We start from the raw sequence: 20,711 nt of genomic DNA, 5'->3' as shown, positions 1-20,711 counted from the left end.
CGCTTGGCAGGGAATTCGACCCCGGAGCCATCGTGCGACGTCTTCGCGAGCACTGAGGAAGATCGCAACACGGCCCGGCTGCCATTCCGGGCCGCGTACGGGCATAGCGGTCCGTTCAGAAGGGGGCTCGCGATACTCCCCAGCGCCGGGGTCGGTCAGCGTGCCGAAGTAGCCGAAGATCACCGCGCGCATGGCCCACACACGGACGCGCCGGAGACCCCAGTGGTGCGAGGGCCTCCGGCGAGGCGGTTCCGTGCGGTGGATCAGGATCCGCGAAGGATCAGGTTGCCGTTGTCGGCGGCGCCGCTCTGCGAGCCACTTGTTTCGCTGGCGCGTTTTACGGCGCCGCATTCCCCGCGGCTTTATCCCGCTGGCGTTTCGTTCAGACCCAAACCACGCAGGATGTTATCGCGGTTCGCGTTTCCGCGCAGCGCGGTCAAGGAATTCAAGCGGCCCAGCAAAGTCGTGGAAGATGCGGGGCATTTCAAGTCTTGAATCGCCGACAAGGTTTTTTCATACCGTTGGATGCGGCTTTCAAGGTCCGTTCCACTCGGAAAGTTCGCATTCTTGAGCGCTACCTGCGCGTTCACTTGGGCTTGAGTGGGTGGGCAGCGACCGGGAACCTTTACCCCGGTAGGGCCTACGCGGTCGGCCGTCGCGTTCGGATTGCCCGGGCTGAAACCCAGCGCCGGCACCAAAGCGTTAATGTTACCGGAGCTGGCTCCGGCGTTCCCCGTCGCTCCACTCTGGCCCGAACCCGTGCCGGGCGGGTTCGCCGGGGGATTCGCGGCCGGCGGATTCGCGGCCGGCGGATTTGCGTTGGCCGGCGGGTTCGCGTTCGCGGGCGGGTTGGCGGCACCGACGTCCGCCGTGCAGCCGGCCTGCTGGCGCTGCAGGTTGATCAGGTTGACCACGGCCTGGCGGTTCGCCAGCACGGCGTTGGTCTGAGCGTTGGGGTGTGCACGCTGGTCGGCCATGAAGGCGAGGTTGTCGCGCAGCGACTGGTCCAGACCGGAGCAGTTGGTGGCGGCGTTGCTCATGCCGGTGCTGACGGCGAACGCACCGCCGGCCAGAGTCGCGACGGCAAGTCCGATGGCGATCTTGCGGTTGCGCCCGGTGAGTCCACTGCCCGGCCGCCGGTATGCCCTGCTGCGTGATCTCCTCATGCCCGTGTTTACGTGGCTGGTCTTCGAGCGGACGGGGTTCGTACCTTAAAGATCCTTAAATCCTTCAACCCCGCAATGACTCGGGTGCGTGCAGGCGCAACATCGTGGCTCCCACGTCGGCGGGCACGCGTCGCCCGTGGCACCATGCACGCCGCCGAGCCCGACGAGCCGCGCCGCCGCCGCAACGCGCCGACGCACGGCGAGACGGTCCTCCCCCGCGATGAGGAGCTGCACCGGTCCCGAGCCGGCCGAGCTGACGTACCGGCCCGTGACAGATGAAAGCCCCTTCCCGGAATGACCTCGGGGAGGGGCTTTCGTTGGATCTGTGCTGATCAGCTGGCTACTCGGCGACCTTCGCGACGCCGGTCGGGCACGTCATCCCGTTGGGACCGAGACCACAATATCCGCTGGGGTTCTTCGCGTCGGAGAGATACTGCTGGTGGTAGTCCTCGGCGTAGAAGAACTCGGTCAGCGGCTTGATCTCGGTGGTGATGTCGCCGCGACGGGCGTTGGTGACGACCGGCTGGAACGCCTCGCGGGACGCGGCGGCGAGCCGTGACTGATCGTCGGTGGTCGTATAAACGGCCGACCGGTACTGGGTGCCCACGTCGTTGCCCTGGCGCATGCCCTGGGTCGGGTCGTGGTTCTCCCAGAAGACCTTCAGCAGGTCCTCGTACGCGATCTTCGTGGGGTCATAGACGACCTGGACCACCTCGGCGTGCCCGGTCGAGCCGGAGCAGGCCTCCTCGTACGTCGGGTTCTTGGTGAACCCGCCGGCGTAACCGGCGGCGGTCGAATACACGCCCGGGAGGCGCCAGAAGATGCGCTCCGCGCCCCAGAAACAGCCCATGCCGAAGACCGCGACCTCGAACCCCTCCGGCCACGGGCCCTTCATCGGGTTGCCTAGGACGACATGCTTGTCGGCGACCGGCATCGCCAGAGGGCGGCCGGGCAGGGCCTGGTCGGGGGTGGGCAGTTCGAGCTTCTTGTACCGCAGGAACACGGTCACTCCCTTCATCCGCTCGGTGCAACGCCGGGAGTTAGGCCAACCTTACCCAAGCTCGGAGGCAATTTTCGCGGCGTAGTCGGCGGCCTCCTCGGGGCTCGCGTAGCGCGTCCGCGGCCAGAAGAAGCCCTTCAGACCGTCCCCTTTTGTCCGCGGCACCACATGTGTATGCAAATGTGCCACCGACTGCGACACGACATTGTTGATTGCGACGAACGTCCCCTGCGAGCCGAGCGCCGCCGGCACGGCCGTCACCACCCGCTGAACAAGTCCGAAATATCCGGGTAGGTCGGCGATGGGCAGATCGGGCAGCGTCACCACGTGCCGGCGCGGCACCACCAGCACATGCCCCTTGAACACGGGCCGGGTATCGAGGAACCCGACACCCTCGGGCACGTCGACCACCTTGAAGGCGGGCACCGACCCCGCCACGATCGCACAGAACACACACTCCGCCACATCGCGAGACTAGCCTTGCGGAACATGACGGCTAACAGCTACGGCTTCGACACCCTTGCCATCCACGCCGGCCAAGAGCCGGACCCGCGGACCGGCGCGGTGGTGCCGCCGATCTACCAGACCAGTACCTACGCCCAGGACGCCGTCGGCTCGCCGCGGCTCGGGTATGAATACTCCCGATCCAGCAACCCGACCCGTGACTCGCTCCAGGAATGCCTCGCGGCGATCGAGGGCGGCCGCCGTGGCCTGGCCTTCGCGAGCGGTCTCGCCGCTGAGGACACGCTGCTGCGGGCCGTCTGCCGTCCCGGCGATCACGTGGTCATCCCGGGCGACGCGTACGGCGGCACGTATCGCCTGTTCTCGAAGGTGGCCGAGAACTGGGGTCTGGATTGGACGGCCGTTCCGCTCGACAACCTGGACGAGGTGCGGGCCGCGTTCCGGCCCGGGCACACCCGGCTGATCTGGGCGGAGACGCCGACCAACCCGCTGCTCAACATCGCCGACATCGCCGCGCTGGGCGCCCTGGCCCACGAGTACGACGCGATGCTGGTCGTCGACAACACGTTCGCCTCGCCGTACCTGCAGCAGCCGATCGCGCTGGGCGCCGACGTCGTGGTGCACTCGACCACGAAGTACCTGGGTGGACACTCCGACGTCGTGGGTGGCGCGCTGGTCGCCGCGACCGACGAGCTGGGCGACACGCTCGCGTTCCACCAGAACGCGATGGGCGCGGTCAACGGGCCGTTCGACGCCTGGCTCACTTTGCGGGGCATCAAGACCCTTGGCGTACGGATGGATCGGCACTGCGACAACGCGGAGCGAATCGTCGGATATCTCGGCGAGCACACCGCGGTGACGAGCGTCCTCTATCCGGGGCTGGAGTCGCACCCGGGGCACGAGACGGCCGCCAAGCAGATGCGCCGGTTCGGCGGCATGGTCTCGTTCCGGGCCGCGGGCGGTCCCGAGGCGGCGATCGAGATCTGCAACCGGGCGAAACTGTTCGTGCTGGGCGAGTCGCTCGGCGGAGTCGAATCGCTGATCGAGCACCCGGGTCAGATGACACACCTGTCGGCTGCGGGCTCACCGCTTGAAGTCCCCGCCGATCTCGTGCGACTGTCTGTCGGCATCGAAAGCGTTGACGATCTGCTCGCCGACCTCGAGCAGGCGCTCGGCTGACCCTTACATACACGGAGCTTGGGATGTCGGACGGCACTAGCTGGGTGGGCGCTACCGCGAAGCAGATCTCCCGGGCGGTACGGCGCGGTGACGTGTCGGCCACCCAGGTCGTCGCCGACACACTCGAGCAGATCGCGATCTCCGACCCCTCGCTGGACGCCTTCCGGGTGGTCCGGGCCGGCGAGGCGATCACCGAGGCGGAGAAGGTCGACGACCAGGAGGACCTGGCCAACCTTCCGCTCGCGGGCGTGCCGGTCGCGGTGAAGGAGAACACCGCCGTGGCCGGCCTGCCCGTCTGGGACGGCTCGGCCGCGGCCCGCAAGCCGGTGGCCGAACAGGACCACGAGGTGGTGCGCCGGCTGCGCGGGGCCGGCGCGATCGTGGTCGGGGTGACCCGGATGCCCGAGATGGGGCTGTGGGGGGTCACCGACGACCAGGAGGCGCCGACCCGCAACCCGTGGGACCGCGACCGTACGCCGGGCGGCTCGTCCGGCGGCTCGGCGGCGGCGGTGGCGGCCGGGCTGGTGCCGATCGCCCAGGGCAACGACGGGCTCGGCTCGATCCGCATCCCGGCGGCCTGCTGCGGGCTGGTCGGCCTGAAGCCGGGTCGCGGCGTGATCCCGGCCGAGCTGGGCACCAACGACTGGTTCGGGTTCGCCGAGAACGGCGTGCTCACCACCACGGTGGCCGATGCGGCGCTGGGTTTCTCGGTGCTCGCCGGCCGCGAGCCGGTGAAGCTGGTCGAGCCGGGCAAGCTGCGCGTCGGCGTGTCGACCAGGTCGCCGGTCGTGGGCGTACGCCTGGACGAGCCGAACCGGGGTGCGGTGGCGACGGCCGCGAAGCTGATGACGCAGGCCGGCCACGACACGGTGAAGGCCGAGCCGCGCTATCCGACGGCGCTCGGCCTGCGGGTGCTGGCCACCTGGTTCGCCGCCGCCTACCGCGAGTCGCAGGGCCTGGACGTCGGCAAGCTCCAGCCGCGCACCCGGCAGCACATCCGGCTCGGCAAGTGGGTGTCGCGTACCGGCCTGACCAAGCAGGAGCACCGGGACGCCTGGCGGGCGACGTCGATCAAGTTCTTCGCCGATCGCAACGTGGATGTGCTGCTCACCCCGGCGCTGGCCGCCGCGCCGCCGCCGGCCGAGCAGTACTCGCAGGGGTCCTGGCGGCGCAACATGGCGGTGAACCTGCGGTACGCGCCGTACGCGGCACCCTGGAACGTGGCCGGGCTGCCGGCGATCGTGGTCCCGGTCGGGTTGCGCCCGGACGGGCTCCCGCTGGCCGTGCAGATCGTCGGGCCGCCCGACTCCGAGCTGCTGCTTCTCTCGATCGCCGGCCAGCTCGAGGTGGCCAACCCCTGGCAGCGTCACGCTTTCGGGTGATCAGGTGGCACGATTTGACGCATGACTGGCGTACCCCTGGATCTGTTGTCCCTCAGTGACGTGGAGGCGGCGCGCGAGCTGCTGACCGGGGTCGTCGAGACCACGCCGGTGCTGCACTCGCGGCCGTTGTCCGAGGTCACCGGCGTGCCGACCTGGCTGAAGTGTGAAAACCAGCAGCGGGCCGGCTCGTACAAGGTGCGCGGGGCGTACACCCGAATTGCCCGTCTCTCCGACGCCGAGCGCAAGCGCGGCGTCGTGGCCGCCAGCGCCGGAAATCATGCGCAGGGCGTGGCCCTCGCGGCCGAACTGCTCGGCGCGAGCGCCACGGTCTTCATGCCGGAGGGCGCGCCGCTGCCGAAGGTGACCGCGACCAAGGGGTACGGCGCGGCCATCGAGTACGCGGGGACCAGCGTCGACGACGCGCTGGACGCGGCGAAGCACTTCGCGGCGGAGACCGGCGCGGTGTTCATCCACCCGTTCGACCACCCGGACATCATCGCCGGGCAGGGCACAGTCGGCCTGGAGATCCTCGACCAGCTGCCGGCGGCCGCCACGATCGTGACCGCGGTCGGCGGCGGCGGGCTGATCTCCGGCCTCGCGGTCGCGGTGAAGGCGTTGCGTCCGGATGTACGGGTGGTGGGGGTGCAGGCGGCCGGCGCCGCGGCGTTCCCGCCCTCGCTGGCCGCCGGCGCGCCGCGCAAGCTCGCCCGGGGCGCCACGATCGCCGACGGCATCGCCGTGCTGCGGCCCGGCGACCTGACGTTCGCGCACGTCAGCAAGCTGGTCGACGACGTCGTGACGGTGACCGACGAGGACCTGTCGGCGGCGTTGCTGGTGCTGCTGGAGCGACACAAGATGGTGGTCGAGCCGGCCGGGGGAGCGGCGGTCGCGGCGCTGCTGACCGGTGCCTGCGTGCCCGCGCCGGACGGTCCGGCGGTGGCGATCCTGTCCGGCGGCAACATCGACCCGATGCTGCTGCTACGGGTGATCGAGCACGGGCTCACCTCGGCGGGCCGGTTCCTGCGGCTCGCCGTGCGCTGCGACGACCGGCCGGGCGAGTTGGCCCGGCTGCTTGCGGAGATCGCCGAGCAGCGGGCGAACGTGGTGGACGTGGCGCACTCGCGGCAGAGCCCCCGGCTGAGCTTCGGCGAGGCCGAGGTGGCGCTGTCGGTCGAGACCCGCGGGCCGGATCACTCGGCGGCACTGATCAGCGCGCTGCGGGCCGCGGGGTATCGGGTGGCGCCGCTGGCAGACGCCACCCCCTGAAGTTTCCTACCCCTCGAACGGCCCGAACTCGACGACGGTGACCTTGATGTCGGCGCCGCTGGGCGCCGTGTAGGTAACGGTCTGACCGGTGCCGACGCCGAGGATCGCCTTGCCGAGCGCCGACTCCGGGCTGTACACGGTGAGGTCGGTGGTCGACGCGATCTCGCGGGACCCGAGCAGGAACGTCTCGGTGTCGGTCTTGTCGTCGTCGAAGTAGATCGTCACGACCGAACCCGGTTGCACCGAATCGGCCGTGGCGGCCTCGCCGACCTCGGCGTTCCGCAGGAACTCCTTGAGGTACTGAATGCGGCCTTCCTGCTTGCCCTGCTCCTCCCGCGCGGCGTGGTATCCGCCGTTCTCCCGCAAGTCGCCTTCCTCGCGCCGAGCGTTGATCTCCGCGGCGACCGCGGGCCGCGCGGCGATCAGCTCGTCGAGCTCGGCCTGCAGCCGGTCGTAAGCGTCCTGAGAAAGCCAAGTCTTGGGCGCCTCTGAACTGGACACGGTCGATCTCCTTGCTGGGACGGGGAAAAGCTCAGCATCACCGTTGCCTGCTGAACGGAGCGAATCACCAAGCTTACCAGCGGTATGCGCGGCGTCTAGATTGCTCGATCTTGCACTGTTCAAACCTCGGCCGGAGGAGGTCAACTGGCTGGTTGACAACCCAGCACGTCACCCACGGAACCACGCTTCGAGGTGGTTACCGGCTCCGCGGCCTCGATCGAGGTGGCGCGCGCGTCGGCCGGTTTCACCACGACCGTACGCCGGCCGACCTCGTTTCCGCCGTAGTCGCGAGCCCGCAGCACGCACTCGGCCGGCTGCCCGGCCGGCACCTGGACGGTGAACTTGATCGTCATGGTCGTGTCGGTCGACTGCTGCCAGCCGACGATCTGCGCCTGATAGTCGGTCTGGCCGTACCGCTGGTACAGCTTCACCGACACCAGGACCGACGCCGCGAGCACGATCGACAGGATGATGATCGGCACCACCGGCCGGCGCCGGCCCTCGCGCCGGTGCCCGTAACGGCCCGGCGGGAACACCGGGTTTGTGGTGTGCGTCTCGCTCACCTGACGACCTCTCGTGCGGTTCTTGTCGGTGGTATCCGCAAGAATGGCAGAGTCCATCTTCGCACCTGACCCCATCCGCCCCTGAATCAGAAGAGCGGTTGAACCAGAGGAGTCCTTCGGTGACCGAGCAGCTGCGCCTCCTGGCGGTGCACGCCCACCCCGACGACGAGTCGAGCAAGGGCGCCGCGACCATGGCGAAATACGTCGCCGAGGGTGCGAAGGTGCTGGTCGCGACGTGTACGGGCGGCGAGCGCGGCAGCGTGCTCAACCCGAAGATGGACCGCCCCGAGGTGCTGGCCGACATCGCCAACATCCGCCGCGCCGAGATGACCAAGGCGCGCGAGATCCTCGGGGTCGACCAGGCTTGGCTGGGCTTCGTCGACTCGGGGCTGCCCGAGGGCGACCCGCTGCCACCGCTGCCCGAGGGGTGCTTCGGTCTGCAAGACCCGCAGGAGGCGGCGAAACCGCTGATCAGGCTGATCCGCGAGTTCCGGCCGCAGGTCATGACGACGTACGACGAGAACGGCGGCTATCCGCACCCCGACCACATCATGTGTCACAAGGTGTCGGTGGCGGCCTTCGACGCGGCCGGCGACCCGGAGAAGTACCCCGAGCTGGGCGAGCCGTGGCAGCCGCTGAAGCTGTACTACAACTCCGGCTGGACCAGGGCGCGGATGCTCGCGCTGCACGAGGGCATGCTGTCGGCGGGCCTCGAGTCGCCGTACACGGAATGGTTGGAGAAGTGGTCCGACCGCGACGACCGGGGCGACAAGATCACGACGAGGGTCGAGTGCGGGGAGTACTTCCACGTCCGCGACGACGCGCTGCGGGCACACGCCACCCAGGTCGACCCGGACGGGTTCTGGTTCCGCATTCCGCTCGACCTCCAGCAGAAGGTGTGGCCGACGGAGGACTTCGAGCTGGCCCGGTCGCTGGTCGACAGCCCGATCCCGGAGTCGGACCTGTTCGCGGGGGTCCACGAGGGTGCCGACGTCCGCTGAGCTTGGTGGCTTCGCTTGGGGCTGGCTGGTGGTTGCGGTCGACGACCGGGTGAGTCGCGTGGGGGGACTGTCCCGTGGGCTGGGCTGATGGTTGCGGTCGACCGGGTGAGTCCCGTGGGGGACTGTCCCGTGCGGCTGAGCTGGCTGGCTCCGCTTCGCTCCGCGGGCGATCGCCCCTTCGGGGGCTGATGAGGAGGCAGCCGATTTTCCGGCGTCGCACACCCCGCGACGACGGAAAATCGACTGCCTCCTCATCAGCGGGGCGATCGCGGGTCGTTTAGTGATACGGGGCACCCTGCAGATCGCGACTGATGCGGGGCGCCTGACTGACGAGACGCGCCCGACTGGTGCAGGCGCTCGACTGGTGCGGGGCGCTCGGCTGGTGGGGGGCGCTCGGCTGGTGGGGGCGCTCGGCTGGTGGGGGGCGCTCGAGTGATGAGATGCGCCTGGGTGCGGGTGACTGGTGCGGGGGGCCTGCAGATCGCGGGGAGCGGGGGCGCGGGGATGACGTGGCGGTCGGGGGCGTGGCCTGGGGGCGTAGGCTCGGGGGGTGGACGTCGTAGTCGCGGTTAACAACTTTGGGGACACGCGGTCTGGTGGGCTTGCCGGGCCGATGGGTTTGTTCGTGATTGTGCTGATGTCCATAGCGACTGTTTTGCTGATCCGCAATATGAACAAGCGCTTGCGTCGGCTTCCCGACAGTTTCCCTGACGAAGAGCAGACACAGCGTGAGGCCGAGATCGCTCGGCTCAATGCCGACCTCGAGCGTTCCGGCGCCGAACCCGTACGCCCCGGTAGCGATCAGAATCGATCGTCAGGAGATCAGGTCGCCGCGGAATCCGAGGTCAAGGGCGATACTACGGACAGTGACAAAGTCGTTGCAGATGGTGATCAGGGCCGCGTTTGACCACGTGAACGGCGGTTCGCTCGCTGAAACGCCCAATACTCTGCGTATTGGTCAGACAAAAACCGAACACGGGTCGTACGTCAACCCTTGTTGTGTTCATCAGGATTGATTTAGCCTTCCGCCGGGGGTTGTCAACGACCCCCGACCCTGCGCGGAAGGGGGCGCCGAAAATGACCATTCCCCGCCCCCGGCTTTCGCGCCTGCAGATGCACGTGCATTCGCGTGTGCCTCTTCTGAACAGGCAACTTTCATGACGGCCCCACCCGTCGCCGGGACGGGCGTCCGTCGATCGTGGACCGGCGCGACCGGCCTCGCCGGACGGTCCCGCGGCGTTCGCGTGCTGACCGCCGTCGTGGTCTCGCTGGCCGTACTGGTGGCCGCCGGCGGGCTGCTCCTGCACGCCGATCGCCCTGTGGGCAGTCCACTCTCGGTAGCGGCCGGGGTGGGCCTGGCGGCGCTGCTGGTGGCGGCCGGGCAACTCGCGCGGCTGCGGTTCCGGCTCGGTCGCGGCGTCGTCTCCATCTCGTGGGGCGAGGCCGCGCTCGTCATCGGGTACATCATGGCCCCGCCCGGCTGGTTGCCGCTGGCCACGCTGGCCGGCGCGACCGCCGCCTGGGCGGTGCTGTCCTGGCTGGACGAGCGCCGCAACGTCGCCGAGGTGGCGCACCTGGCCGCCAGCCTGTCGCTCGGCGCGGCCGGCGCGGTCGCGGTCGCCCGGCTGATCAGCGGCGACGCGCCGATACTGAGCGTGCAGACCCAGGCCGCCCTGGTGGCCGGCGCGCTCACCTATCTGCTGATCACGTTCGGGCTGGCGGCGCTCACGCTGACCGTGCACCACGACGCGGCCACCGCGCAGATCTTCGCCCGGATCCCGTACGCCAAGATCCCGATGTTCGTCGGCAACGTCCTGGTCGGCCTCGGCGCCGTCTTCGCGCTGCTGCGCGGGCCGGCCTGGCTGTTCGCCTTCCTCCCCGCGCTGTGGCTGCTCCAGCGCACCTACCGCTTCCACCTGCGCGCCGAACAGGAGCGGCGGATGTGGGAGGCGTTCGCCGCCGCCATCGCCGCGATGCCCGGCGGCACCGTGTCCGAGGTGGCCGCCGCCGGTCTGCGCGGCGCGCTCGACGTCTTCGGTGCCCGGCGGGTCGAGATCGAGGTGAGCGGCGCCGGCGAGCGGCGGTACGCCGAGGACGGCCCCGGCCAGGACAGCGCGCTCACCGGTCTGCCCGGCCCGGCGATCACCCGGTCGATGGCGGTCGCCGGCGAGGTGGTCGGCGAGCTGACCGTCTGGCTGGCCGATCCGAGCCTGCCCGCGCCCCGCGACGAGGCCGCGATCTCCGCGTACGGTGACGCCCTCGCGGCGGCGCTGCATGATGCCTCGGCTCGCGAGCAGGTCGCCGAGTTGCGCGAACGCGTCGACCACGACAACGGGCACGACCGGCTCACCGGCCTGCGCAACCGGGGCGGCCTGCTCGCCGACGGCGACCGCCTGGTGCGCGCGGTGGTTCAGCCGGACCGGCACGTCGCGCTGCTGCTGCTCGACATCAAGGGCTTCCGCGAGGTCAACGGCACGCTCGGCCACCGCTGTGGCGACGAGGTGCTCAAGCTGACCGCCGAGCGCCTCACCGACCTGTCCCGCGAGAACGATCTGATCGCCCGGGTCGGCGACGACGAATTCGCGGTGCTCATCCCGGTGGTCACCGCGCTGGCCGACTCGGCGACCTCGCCGCACGAGACGCACAGCCCGCTGCCGATGGCGGTGCGCCGGGCCCGCGAGCTGGTCGAAAATCTCGCGCTGCCGATGGAGGTGGCACGCGTACGCCTCGCGGTGGAGATCGCGGTCGGCGTCGTGGTGGCCCGAGCCGGTCGCGTCGAGCTGGCCGAGCTGGTCCGCCGGGCCGGGCTCGCACTCGATCAGGCGAAGGCGCAGGAGCTGGCGGTCGCCACGTACGACGCGAGTCAGGACGCGGTGACCACCGACGAGTTGGCGCTGCTGGCCGAGCTGCAGGACGCGCTGGCCGCCGAGGACCAGATCGTGCTGCACCTCCAGCCCGCGGTCGATCTGATCACCGCGGCGCCGACCGGGGTCGAGGCGCTGGTCCGCTGGCGTCACCCCCGGCGCGGGCAGCTGTCCCCCAACGACTTCATCCGTACGGTGGAGCACACCGAGCTGCTGACCCCGTTCACCCGGCGGGTGCTCGACCTGGCGCTGCAGTCCGCGGCCGGGTGGCATCGGGTGGGCGTCGAGGTGCCGGTCTCGGTGAACGTGTCGGCGCGCAGTCTGCTCGACCCGGCGTTCCCGGCTCAGGTGGCCGAGGCGCTGCGGCTGCACCGCACCCCGGCCGCCAGCCTGGTCCTGGAGATCACCGAGTCGGTGGCGGTCAGCGAGGAGCCGATCGTCGACGACGTGCTGGCCAAGCTGCGCGACTCCGGCGTCCAGCTGTCGCTCGACGACTTCGGCACCGGCTACTCATCGCTGGCGATCGTCACCCGGGCACCGTTCGACGAGATCAAGATCGACCGCTCCTTCGTGGACGACATGATCGACTCGTCGGCCGCCGAGGCGGTCGTCCGCAGCGCCGTCGAACTGGGCGCACGGCTGGGTGTCCGGGTCGTGGCCGAGGGCGTCGAGACGACCGAGCAGCGGGCGGCACTGATCGAGCTGGGCTGCCCGAACGCCCAGGGCTACCACTTCTGCCAGCCGATGCCGGCCGACCGGATCGTGCAGGCCCTCGCGCAGCTGAGCGAGGCCGCCCCGCACAACGTCCGCCCCCTGCGCGCCGACGACGCCTCCTGACAGAGCCGGGGTGCGCGGCAGGGTGTTGTCTTGAACTAGAACGCGTTCTAGATTTGAGGGCGTGACGGTGACCGTTCGCGATCTGGCCCGGCGCTCCCAGGCCGCGGCCGGGGCCAAGGACCGCGAGACCTGGCTCGGGCTGTTCGCGGCCGACGCGGTGGTCGAGGACCCGGTCGGCCCCTCCCCGCTCGACCCGGCAGGCAAGGGGCATCGCGGCGCCGACGCGATCGCCGCGTTCTACGACGCCGTCATCGGGCGGGTCGACCGGCTGCGATTCGAGATCGAGCGGTCGTACCTCTGCGGCGAGGAGATCGCCGACGTCGGGGCGATCCACATGGACCTCCCGGGTGGGGCGGCGGCCGTCGTCCGGGGCGTGTTCACCTACCGGGGCGACGGCTCGGGAAAGCTCGTCGCGCTGCGCGCCTACTGGGACTTCGACGCGGTCGAGTTCGCCTGATCGCCGCGTTGGCGGACGAGAGCGCACCATGGAGAGCCGAGCCGCTCACGCTTTACTCGATCACACCGAGGATGGCGGGTACCTCGTCATGCGCCAGGATCTCGATGGACAGGCACTCATCCAGGGGACCTCCGCCCGCAGCCGGTAGTCGGACGAGGCGGCCATGGCTGCGATCGTGTGGAGCGGGAAGTCGCCCTCGAGTGCGAGCCGTTCCAGCGGATGCGGGTCACCGGTCTCGACGGCCACCGCCGCCGCCACCGTGACCCCTCGCAGCGGCCGGTCCGGATGACCTTTGGCTTTACCCAATCCGTCGTCCCGGACATTCGAGCACCCTAACGGCACCGCAACAGGCTGCGCTCCGCATTTGTGGCTGGAATCGTGGATCGGCTCAGTCGTCGAGCCGGCGCAGCGACTCCTGGACGCCGGCGACGCTCGGGTGGTCTAGCGCGGTCAGCAATTGTTCCGCCTCCGTCCACGCGATGCGCGCCTCGGCCGGCTGCCCGGCTGCGCAGTACGAGTCGCCGAGGTGCGCCAGCAGATCGGCGACGAACAGGTCGTGGTCCATGGTCCGGGCCAACGTGAGGCCGTGCTGATAGCAGTCGATGGCCTCGGCGTGGCGGCCGAGGTGGTGGTGGGCGTATCCCAGGCTGTCCCAGGCGGCGGTGGCGCCGAACAGGTCGGCGTCCGCCTCGAAAATCTCCAGCGCCTGCCGGCAGTACGACAACGTGTGCTCGAATTCGCCGAGCAACGCGTGGTACCACCCGACCGAATTGAGACACTCGGCCTGCCCGATCCGGTCGTCGGTGCCGGTGAAGAGCGCCAAAGCCTGCCGGGCGTGCGCGAGGGCGGTCGCGGGCTGCTTCCGCTGGCCCCACAGGTACGCGAGGTGCTTCTCGGTGCGTGCCTGCCCGATGCGGTCGCCCATCGTCGTGAAGAGCTCCAGCGCGCGATTCAGGTTGTCATCGGCCTCGGTGTAGCGGCCCAGCCGGGTGTCGGCCCGAGCCAGGCCACTGTGGCCGTAGGCCCGCGCCGGCAGCTCGCCGAGGTGGTCCGCGCACTCGATGGCGGTCTGCCAGGCCATGGCCTGATCGTGCAGATTGCCCTTCCGGGCGGCATAGGTGTCCAGCGACCAGGCGAGCTGCCAGGCGAGCCGGTCGAGCCCCACCGCGGCGGCCTCGCGCAGCGCGGCCACCAGGACGGGACGGTGCTCGCCGTACCAGGTCATCGCGGCGCTGTGATCCTTGAGCCGCTCCGGACACACGCCGGCGGCCGGTTCACCGAGGGGCAGCACGATAGCTTCGCGGGCCGGATTGAGCAGGCGATCCGCCGCGTACGCGGTGTGCGTGTAGTGATCGAGCAGGCGGATGGTGGCCGACCGGCGGATGTCCTGCGCGTCATCGCGGCGGGCGAGTTCGGCGGCGTACTCGCGCAGCAGGTCGTGCTGGCTGTACCGGCCGAGGTCGTACTCGGTCACCAGGCTCGCACGAGTCAGCTCGCGCAGCGGTGTGCGCAGTTCCTGTTCCGGCAACCCGGCCAGGCTGGTCAACGCGGGGACGTCGAAGTTGGGTCCGACGGCGAGCCCGAGCAGCCGAAACAGTCGAGCGGCGGGCTCGCTCAGGGCGGCGTACGACCAGGAGAGCACCGCCCGCAGGTCACCGGCCGGGTCGCCGACCTCCAGCGCGTTCAGCCGGTCACTGGCCCGGCTGAGCTCGGCGGCGAGCGCGGTCAGCGGAAAGTTCGTCTGCCGGCTCCGGGCCACGGCGATGCTCAACGCCAGCGGCAGCCGGGCGCAGGCCGCGATGACCTGATCGAGCGCGCGGCGCTGGGCGACGACCCCCGGACCGAGCCGGTTGGTCAACAGCTCCTCGGCCTCCACCCAGGACAGCAGGCCGAGCGGCACGGTGGACGCGCCGTCGGTCAGCAGACCGGTGAGCTGAGCTCGGCTGGTGATCACGACGACAACGGTGGCGGTGCCCGGCAGCAACGGCCGGACCTGCTCGGCGTCGCGGGCGTTGTCCAGCACCAGGAGGATCCGCCGGCCGGCCACCACGCTGCGGTACAGGGCGGCCTGCGCGTCGAGGCCGGCCGGCACCCGTTCGGGCGCGACGCCCAGCGCATCGAGCAGGCTGCGGAGCGCCTCTTGCGGTGAGACGACCTGTCCGGTCGGGTCGAAGCCGCGCAGGCTCACGAAGATCTGGCCATCCGGGAAGCGGGACCGCACCGTGTGGGACCAGTGCACGGCAAGGGCGGTCTTGCCCACCCCGGCGGTGCCGGACACCACCGCGACGGCCATCGCCGTCTCCGCGAGCAGGTTGTCCAGGGTGCGCAGGGCCGCGGCACGGCCGGCGAAACCGGGAACATCCGCCGGGAGTTGGGCCGGCACCACAACGGTGACCGGCACTCCGGCCGCCACCTCGGCGGTCTCCCGCGGCGCGACCGGTTCCCCGCGCAGCATGGCCTGGTGCAGTGCCTGCAGGGCGGCGCTGGGATCGGCGCCCAGCTCGTCCGCGAGCCGGCGGCGGAACTCGGCGTAATACGCCAGCGCCTCGGCGGGCCGGCCGGCGGCGGCATAGGCGCGGATCACCACGTCGGCCAGCGGCTCCGTCAGCGGGTGATCACCGGCGAGCTCGACCAGTGGCCCGAGCACCGCGAGCGGGTTGCCGGCTTGCAGCTCGGCGAGCCCCCACGCCACCGTGGCGTCGAGATACAACGCCCCGTACGCGTGCCGGCAGCGGTCCACCCAGCTGCCCTTCAGCCCGTCGAGCGGCTCGGCCCGCCACCACCCGCGGGCCGTGCGCAGCAGCGTCAGCGCGGTGGACGGGTCGGCGCCGCGGGCACGCCGGACGTGGTCGGCGAACCGGTTGGCGTCGACCCCTTCGGGCGCGATGTCGAGGACGTAGCCGCTGGAGCGGCGCAGCAGGCGGGTCGGTGGCGTGCCCACGGCCTCGGCCAGCAGCCGCCGCAGGTGGGTGATGTGCACCTGCAGAACCCGGGCCGCCGCCGGTGGCGGCTCGTCCCACACCCGCGCGGCAAGAGCGTCGATCGTGACCGGGCGACCGGCATCGACCGCCAGGGCCGCCAGCGTGTGCCGTCGCTGCGGTGGACCGATCTCGACCGGCCGGCCGTCCGCCCAGATCTCCACCGGACCCAGCAGGCGGACCTCCACCATGGTCTCCCGTCCTCGAACCTTGCACCCCACCACGGCCCACCATCACGTCCGCCGAGCCGAGGCGACAGCATTTTATTAGCCGTAAGCAGCCATGCTTGTGGCCGGAAGCATCGACTGACCGCCGGAAGGCGAGGCAGGACTCCGCGGCCGGGTCGAGCCATGTACGACGGGGGTGGCTCGGCCCTGTCCCGGCCCGTTCATCTGCTCGGCGGCGAGGGGATGGCCGCGGCAACCGGGTTGGCGAAGATGGCGTCGCGGAGGGCGGACAGCGCCACTCGGCAGGAGCCGGTCAGCACCGGCTCGTCCACGATGAGGCCGAGCTTGGTCGGCACCGGCCGGGTGCCTGCCTCGGCGACCTGGTGGGCGACCCGGGCTCGCAAGGGCTCGCCACCGGCCTGCAGGATGGGTCCGGCGAGGATGACGACTTCCGGATCGATGACGGCCACGATGGCGATGAGGCCGGTGGCATAGCGTGCGGCCAGCGCGTCCAGGAACTCCTCGGCTGCGCTTCCGCCGGCGAGGGCCGATTGCACCATCCGGACGGCGTCGGTGCCACGCAGACCGAAGGAGCGGCCGAGGTCGCGGATCGCGCTCGCGTTGCAGGAGCGGTCGAAGCCGCCGGTGTCACGGCGGCCCGACGGCGTGCGCAGCGGCTGATCCGGGACCGGTATGTAGCCGACCTCGCCCGCGCTGCCGGTGGCGCCGCGGTGCAGGCGGCCGTCGATAATGACGGCGGCACCGATGCCGCGGCCCGACCACAGCAGCACCGACGTCATGGTGCCCACGGCGGCACCATCGGCGTGTTCAGCAAGGGCGACCAGGTTGACATCGTTCTCGATCTCGACGCGGGTGCCCAGGGCCGCGCCGAGCCGGTCGCGGATGTCGCCACCCTGCCAGCCGGGCAGGTGTTTCGCGTGCCGGAGCGCCCCCGCTCCCGAGTCGTAGCCGGCCTGCACACCGACCACCACCGAGCCGACCTGCTCCCGCGTGAGCCCGGACGCGGCGAGCAGCTCTTCGTACGCCCGGGTGACGTGCGCGACCGCGTCCCGCTCGCCCGGCTTGGCGGCGACCCGCACCTGGGCCATCATCCGGCCGGACAGGTCGGCCGCCGCCGCCCGGATGACGCCGGTTTCGACGTCGAACCCGACGGCGTAACCGGCGCACGGATTGATCTCGTAGAGCTCGGCCCCGCGGCCCGGCGTTCCGAGGTTCGACACTCCGACGGACAGGACCAGCCCGGCTCGCTCCAAGCGGGTGAGCGTCTGCGAGGCGGTCGGCTTGGACAGCCCGGTCAGCGCGCCGAGCTCGGTCCGGGACAGCCGGCCGTGCTCGAGCAGCAGACGCAGCGCCGATCCGTCGTTGATCGCTCGCATCGCTTGAGGCGTGCCCCGCATGGTCACCGGCCGCTCCACCCGTTGTTTTCCCTTCGAGTCGCTGAGCCTGCCCGCGTCCAGCGCCGGCGGCGATTCCCAGGCTAGGCGACTCCAAGGCTATACGTGCTGCCCGCGGCCCGAGTCTGGCCCGGCACGGCCTTGACACGGTCAAATTTGGAAGGAAGGCTTCCTTCCATCCATCGCCGGCGAGGCGTACGACACAGGCGCCCGGACGCCCGCCTGCGATATGTCCCGAGCCGGTGTATTGGAGAAGGATTCATAATGTCGTTCCCCCGTCGTCCTGCGGTGACTCCGGTTGCCTTGGCCGCCGCCGTCATACTCACCGCCGCCTGCACCAGCACCGGTGGTTCCTCGACCGCCTCGGCCCCGTCCGTGGCCATCAAGCCCGGCGACAACCACGCCGCGACCACCGTGACCGTCTGGTCGTTCACGCATCTGCCGAACGAGGTCAAGGCCTTCCAGGCAGCCGCCGACCGGCTGCACGCGCGCTACTCGTGGCTGACCGTCAAACTCGTGCAGAACAAGGACGACGCCGACTTCACCAAGGCCGTCGCCGCCGGAGAGTCCCCGGACGTGTTCATCTCGAGCTCTCCGGACAGCGTCGCCAAGTTCTGCCACAACAAGACCGTCGCCGACCTGAACCCGTACCTGGCTGCGGCCGGCATCGACACGGCCAAGACGTTCCCGGCCGGCAACTACAAATACATGCAGTACCAGGGTGAGCAGTGCGCGTTGCCGCTGCTGACCGACGCGTTCGGCCTCTATTACAACAAGGCGATGTTCCGGGCGGCGGGCATCACCGCCCCGCCGAGGACGCTCGACGAGTTGCGGGCCGACGCCGAGAAGCTGACGATCAAGAACCCCGACGGCAGCATCAAGCAGTGGGGATTCGTTCCCGCCGAGGCCTACAACCTCAACAACACCCTGTACGAGGGCGCACTCACCGGCTCGTCCTTCTACGACAGCAACGGCAAGTCGACTCTGGCCTCCGACCCCAACTGGGCCAAGCTGCTGACCTGGGCTCAACGCCTGAACGCGTTCTACGGCCAGGACCAGGTCAAGCGGTTCATCGCCCAGTACCAGCCGCACTCCGACGACGCGTCGAACCCGTTCACCTCGGGGAAGGTGGCGATGGAGGTCGACGGCGAGTGGCACATCGGCGAGCTCGCGGACAACGCCCCCAAGCTCGACTACGGCATCGTCCCGGTGCCCAAGCTGGCCGGAAGCGGCGCCTCGCCGGGTGCGGGCGAGACCGCCGGCACGGTGATGTATCTGCCGACGAAGGCCGCTCACCAGCAGGAGGCCGCGTTCGCCATCGCCAACATGGCGACCGACACGCAGTTCCTGACCGACCTCGCCACGGCCATGTCCAACGTGCCGTCGACCTTCGCCTCGCTTGCCGCCTGGAAGAACGCCAGTGACCCGCACTGGGCGACGATGGTCGCCATCAACAAGGATCCCGGCTCCGGGTACACGCCGCTGACTCCGGCCGGGGCCGAGATCGGCACGGTGTGGGGTTCGGCCATCCAGTCGTTCGACCAGTCCTCCGGCACGCCGGACCCCACCGGCCTGCTCGCGGAGACGGCCGCGAAGGTCGACCAGCTCAACGCCGCGGCCAAGAACTGATGACCGCGGCGGCAACAAGACGTTCGTCGCGGCGGCGCTCGGCATCCCGGACCAAGTGGACCACCGTCATCCTGTTCTGCTCGCCGTTCATCGTCGGCGTGGTGCTGTTCCTGGGCTATCCGGTCGGCGCGGCGCTGTACTACTCGTTGACCGACTATCAGGCGGGTTCGCTGCTGGCGCCGAAGTTCGTCGGATTCGCCAACTACGTGCAGGCGCTCGTGCACGCCGATGACTTCTGGGTCGGGGTGCGTAACACGCTGTGGATGGTGCTGATCATGGTGCCGCTGCGAACGCTCTGGGCCGTCTTCGTGGCCTGGGCGATCAATCGGGTCAAGCGCGGTGCCCGCGTCTACCGCACGATCGCCTATCTGCCGTCGATGGTGCCGGTCGTCGGCGTGGCGCTGTCCTTCATCGTCGTACTCAACCCCGCCGGGCCGCTCAACACCGTGCTGTCCCGGTTCGGCGTCAACGGCCCGAGCTGGCTCGGCGACCCGGCGTGGACGAAACCGAGCCTGGTGCTGATGGCGCTGTGGGTGGCCGGCGACGTCATCGTCATTGTCGGTGCCGCCATGCTCGATGTGCCGGTCCAGCTCTACGAGGCGGCCGAAATCGACGGGGCCGGCGGCTGGCGCCGGTTCTGGCACGTCACGCTGCCGGGCATCTCGCCGGTGATCTACTTCTCGCTGATCACCGGGATGATCTATACGTTCCAGTACTTCACCGAGGCGTTCGTCGTCTCCGGGGCCACCTCCAACGGCGCGACCTCGAGCAACCAGGTCGTCGGCTACCCGCACCAGTCCCTGCTCTTCTACTCCACCGAGATCTACGAGCAGGGTTTCTCCTACTTCAAGACCGGATACGCCTCGGCACTCGCGTGGATGCTCTTCGCCGTCATCCTCGTCGCGACCGTCGTCTTCATCCGGGTCTCGCGCCGCTGGGTGTCCTACGACGGAGGTGGCCGATGACCGCGCTCACCACCCGCACGGCGCTCGGGGCGGCCGCGGTGCGGCCTCGCACCGGACGCCGTACGCTGCACCTGGTCGCCGAGCATGCCCCGGCGATCGCGCTGTGCGTGGCGTTCGCGGCACCACTGATCATCAGCGTACTGACGGCGTTCATGACGCAGCGACAGGCCGGCACCGGATCGGTCCTGCCGCACCCCTGGCGATGGAACAACTTCCGCGCCGTGTTCGACGCGATGCCGTTCCTGCACGACCTTTACAACACCGTCCTGTACGCGGTGCTGTCGGCGCTCGGGACGGTGCTCTCGTCGGTGCCGGTGGCGTACGCGCTCAGTCGGCTGCGCTGGCGCGGCCGCGAGGTGGTGTTCCTGCTCGTGCTGTCCACGATGATGATCCCGGCCCAGGTCACCAGCTTGCCGCTGTACGTGCTCTACGCGAACCTGCACTGGATCGGCAGCCTCAAGCCGCTGATCGTCCCGTCGTTCTTCGGCGACGCGTTCAGCATCTTCCTGCTGCGCCAGTTCTTCATGACGCTGCCGGCCGAGATGATCGAAGCCGCGCGGGTGGACGGCGCGAACGAGTTCCGCATCCTGACCCGGGTCGTCGTGCCGGTGGCGAAGCCGGCCATCGCCGCGGTCGGCCTCTTCGCGTTCCTGTACGCCTGGAACGACTTCTACAACCCGCTGCTCTACACCGGCAACAGCACCACCGGGCAGACCCTGGCGGTGGCGCTGTCGCAACTGGCCAAGTCCGGCCATCAAGGCGCGTACCAGCTCCAGATGGCCGCCTCACTCATGTTCCTCGCGCCCGTACTGGTGATCTTCTTCCTCGCCCAGCGCGTCTTCGTCGAGGGCATCACCACCACCGGAGTCAAAGGATGAA

General features: G+C 69.9%; 17 protein-coding genes. 10 read left to right on the top strand and 7 right to left on the bottom strand.

What is annotated here, in order from left to right; translation table 11 throughout:
• Positions 1-362 precede the first annotated feature (362 nt).
• The 3 genes from ODJ79_RS16955 to ODJ79_RS16945 form a co-directional block, all read right to left on the bottom strand.
• Positions 363-1,166 carry a hypothetical protein gene (locus ODJ79_RS16955; RefSeq protein WP_263024423.1) on the bottom strand — a complete coding sequence of 268 codons (804 nt, stop codon included), beginning with the start codon at positions 1,164-1,166 and terminating at the stop codon, positions 363-365.
• Positions 1,167-1,506: 340 nt separating this feature from the next.
• The gene (msrA, locus tag ODJ79_RS16950; protein ID WP_263024422.1) at positions 1,507-2,169 is read right to left on the bottom strand and encodes a peptide-methionine (S)-S-oxide reductase MsrA; all 663 of its coding nucleotides are present in this window, start codon (positions 2,167-2,169) and stop codon (positions 1,507-1,509) included.
• Positions 2,170-2,217: 48 nt separating this feature from the next.
• Positions 2,218-2,631, bottom strand: coding sequence for an HIT family protein (locus ODJ79_RS16945; protein ID WP_263024421.1), 414 nt, complete (start codon positions 2,629-2,631; stop codon positions 2,218-2,220).
• A 24-nt stretch (positions 2,632-2,655) separates the two neighbouring features.
• Between ODJ79_RS16945 and ODJ79_RS16940 the strand changes: the two genes are divergently transcribed.
• Genes ODJ79_RS16940 through ilvA form a run of 3 tightly spaced genes read left to right on the top strand, consistent with a single transcriptional unit; the run spans position 2,656 to position 6,455 of the window.
• Complete coding sequence (locus tag ODJ79_RS16940) at positions 2,656-3,807, top strand: cystathionine gamma-synthase (RefSeq protein WP_263024420.1); 1,152 nt, start codon at positions 2,656-2,658, stop codon at positions 3,805-3,807.
• 23 nt (positions 3,808-3,830) lie between these two features.
• The gene (locus ODJ79_RS16935) at positions 3,831-5,189 is read left to right on the top strand and encodes an amidase (protein ID WP_263024419.1); all 1,359 of its coding nucleotides are present in this window, start codon (positions 3,831-3,833) and stop codon (positions 5,187-5,189) included.
• A gap of 21 nt (positions 5,190-5,210) precedes the next feature.
• Entirely contained in the window at positions 5,211-6,455 is a 1,245-nt protein-coding gene (ilvA, locus tag ODJ79_RS16930) for a threonine ammonia-lyase (protein WP_263024418.1), read from the top strand.
• Positions 6,456-6,461: 6 nt separating this feature from the next.
• Here ilvA and greA read toward each other — a convergent pair whose 3' ends face one another.
• Together greA and ODJ79_RS16920 are read right to left on the bottom strand one after the other, a co-directional pair.
• Complete coding sequence (gene greA / locus ODJ79_RS16925; protein ID WP_263024417.1) at positions 6,462-6,956, bottom strand: transcription elongation factor GreA; 495 nt, start codon at positions 6,954-6,956, stop codon at positions 6,462-6,464.
• 140 nt (positions 6,957-7,096) lie between these two features.
• Positions 7,097-7,519: a DUF4307 domain-containing protein gene (locus tag ODJ79_RS16920; protein ID WP_263024416.1), complete on the bottom strand. Its 423-nt coding sequence runs from the start codon at positions 7,517-7,519 to the stop codon at positions 7,097-7,099.
• Positions 7,520-7,638: 119 nt separating this feature from the next.
• Between ODJ79_RS16920 and mca the strand changes: the two genes are divergently transcribed.
• The 4 genes from mca (at position 7,639) to ODJ79_RS16900 (ending at position 12,678) form a co-directional block, all read left to right on the top strand.
• Positions 7,639-8,520 carry a mycothiol conjugate amidase Mca gene (gene mca / locus ODJ79_RS16915; protein WP_263024415.1) on the top strand — a complete coding sequence of 294 codons (882 nt, stop codon included), beginning with the start codon at positions 7,639-7,641 and terminating at the stop codon, positions 8,518-8,520.
• Between the two features lie 550 nt (positions 8,521-9,070).
• Positions 9,071-9,427 (top strand): hypothetical protein, encoded by a 357-nt coding sequence (locus ODJ79_RS16910; protein ID WP_411267328.1) that lies wholly within the window; start codon positions 9,071-9,073, stop codon positions 9,425-9,427.
• A gap of 250 nt (positions 9,428-9,677) precedes the next feature.
• The gene (locus ODJ79_RS16905; protein ID WP_263024414.1) at positions 9,678-12,221 is read left to right on the top strand and encodes a putative bifunctional diguanylate cyclase/phosphodiesterase; all 2,544 of its coding nucleotides are present in this window, start codon (positions 9,678-9,680) and stop codon (positions 12,219-12,221) included.
• Positions 12,222-12,282: 61 nt separating this feature from the next.
• Positions 12,283-12,678 (top strand): nuclear transport factor 2 family protein, encoded by a 396-nt coding sequence (locus tag ODJ79_RS16900; RefSeq protein WP_263024413.1) that lies wholly within the window; start codon positions 12,283-12,285, stop codon positions 12,676-12,678.
• A gap of 388 nt (positions 12,679-13,066) precedes the next feature.
• On the opposite strand, the gene ODJ79_RS16895 is transcribed toward ODJ79_RS16900, so the two are convergent.
• Positions 13,067-15,847 (bottom strand): AfsR/SARP family transcriptional regulator, encoded by a 2,781-nt coding sequence (locus tag ODJ79_RS16895; RefSeq protein WP_263024412.1) that lies wholly within the window; start codon positions 15,845-15,847, stop codon positions 13,067-13,069.
• A 197-nt stretch (positions 15,848-16,044) separates the two neighbouring features.
• Entirely contained in the window at positions 16,045-17,220 is a 1,176-nt protein-coding gene (locus ODJ79_RS16890; protein ID WP_263024411.1) for an ROK family transcriptional regulator, read from the bottom strand.
• A 306-nt stretch (positions 17,221-17,526) separates the two neighbouring features.
• On the opposite strand from ODJ79_RS16890, the gene ODJ79_RS16885 reads away from it, so the two are divergent.
• From ODJ79_RS16885 to ODJ79_RS16875, 3 genes are read left to right on the top strand one after another with little or no spacing between them, the layout of a single operon-like run.
• On the top strand, positions 17,527-18,867 hold the full coding sequence (locus tag ODJ79_RS16885; RefSeq protein WP_263024410.1) for an extracellular solute-binding protein: 1,341 nt from the start codon (positions 17,527-17,529) through the stop codon (positions 18,865-18,867).
• On the top strand, positions 18,867-19,832 hold the full coding sequence (locus ODJ79_RS16880; protein ID WP_263024409.1) for a carbohydrate ABC transporter permease: 966 nt from the start codon (positions 18,867-18,869) through the stop codon (positions 19,830-19,832). Before ODJ79_RS16885 ends, ODJ79_RS16880 begins: the two co-directional genes overlap by 1 nt.
• A complete protein-coding gene (locus tag ODJ79_RS16875; protein ID WP_263024408.1) occupies positions 19,829-20,710 on the top strand; it encodes a carbohydrate ABC transporter permease in 882 nt (293 codons plus the stop codon). Before ODJ79_RS16880 ends, ODJ79_RS16875 begins: the two co-directional genes overlap by 4 nt.
• Position 20,711 lies beyond the last annotated feature (1 nt).

Source organism: Actinoplanes sp. KI2, from assembly GCF_025630775.1.
Taxonomy (GTDB): Bacteria; Actinomycetota; Actinomycetes; order Mycobacteriales; family Micromonosporaceae; genus Actinoplanes.
This window is presented reverse-complemented; position numbering and strand designations above follow the sequence as displayed.

What these genes read in the sequence shown, in the direction of transcription:
- ODJ79_RS16955 (WP_263024423.1), bottom strand. Translation starts at nt 1,166, where the DNA reads ATGAGGAGATCACGCAGCAGGGCATACCGGCGGCCGGGCAGTGGACTC.
- ODJ79_RS16940 (WP_263024420.1), top strand. Translation starts at nt 2,656, where the DNA reads ATGACGGCTAACAGCTACGGCTTCGACACCCTTGCCATCCACGCCGGC.
- ODJ79_RS16935 (WP_263024419.1), top strand. Translation starts at nt 3,831, where the DNA reads ATGTCGGACGGCACTAGCTGGGTGGGCGCTACCGCGAAGCAGATCTCC.
- ilvA (WP_263024418.1), top strand. Translation starts at nt 5,211, where the DNA reads ATGACTGGCGTACCCCTGGATCTGTTGTCCCTCAGTGACGTGGAGGCG.
- ODJ79_RS16905 (WP_263024414.1), top strand. Translation starts at nt 9,678, where the DNA reads ATGACGGCCCCACCCGTCGCCGGGACGGGCGTCCGTCGATCGTGGACC.
- ODJ79_RS16895 (WP_263024412.1), bottom strand. Translation starts at nt 15,847, where the DNA reads ATGGTGGAGGTCCGCCTGCTGGGTCCGGTGGAGATCTGGGCGGACGGC.
- ODJ79_RS16890 (WP_263024411.1), bottom strand. Translation starts at nt 17,220, where the DNA reads ATGCGAGCGATCAACGACGGATCGGCGCTGCGTCTGCTGCTCGAGCAC.
- ODJ79_RS16880 (WP_263024409.1), top strand. Translation starts at nt 18,867, where the DNA reads ATGACCGCGGCGGCAACAAGACGTTCGTCGCGGCGGCGCTCGGCATCC.
- ODJ79_RS16875 (WP_263024408.1), top strand. Translation starts at nt 19,829, where the DNA reads ATGACCGCGCTCACCACCCGCACGGCGCTCGGGGCGGCCGCGGTGCGG.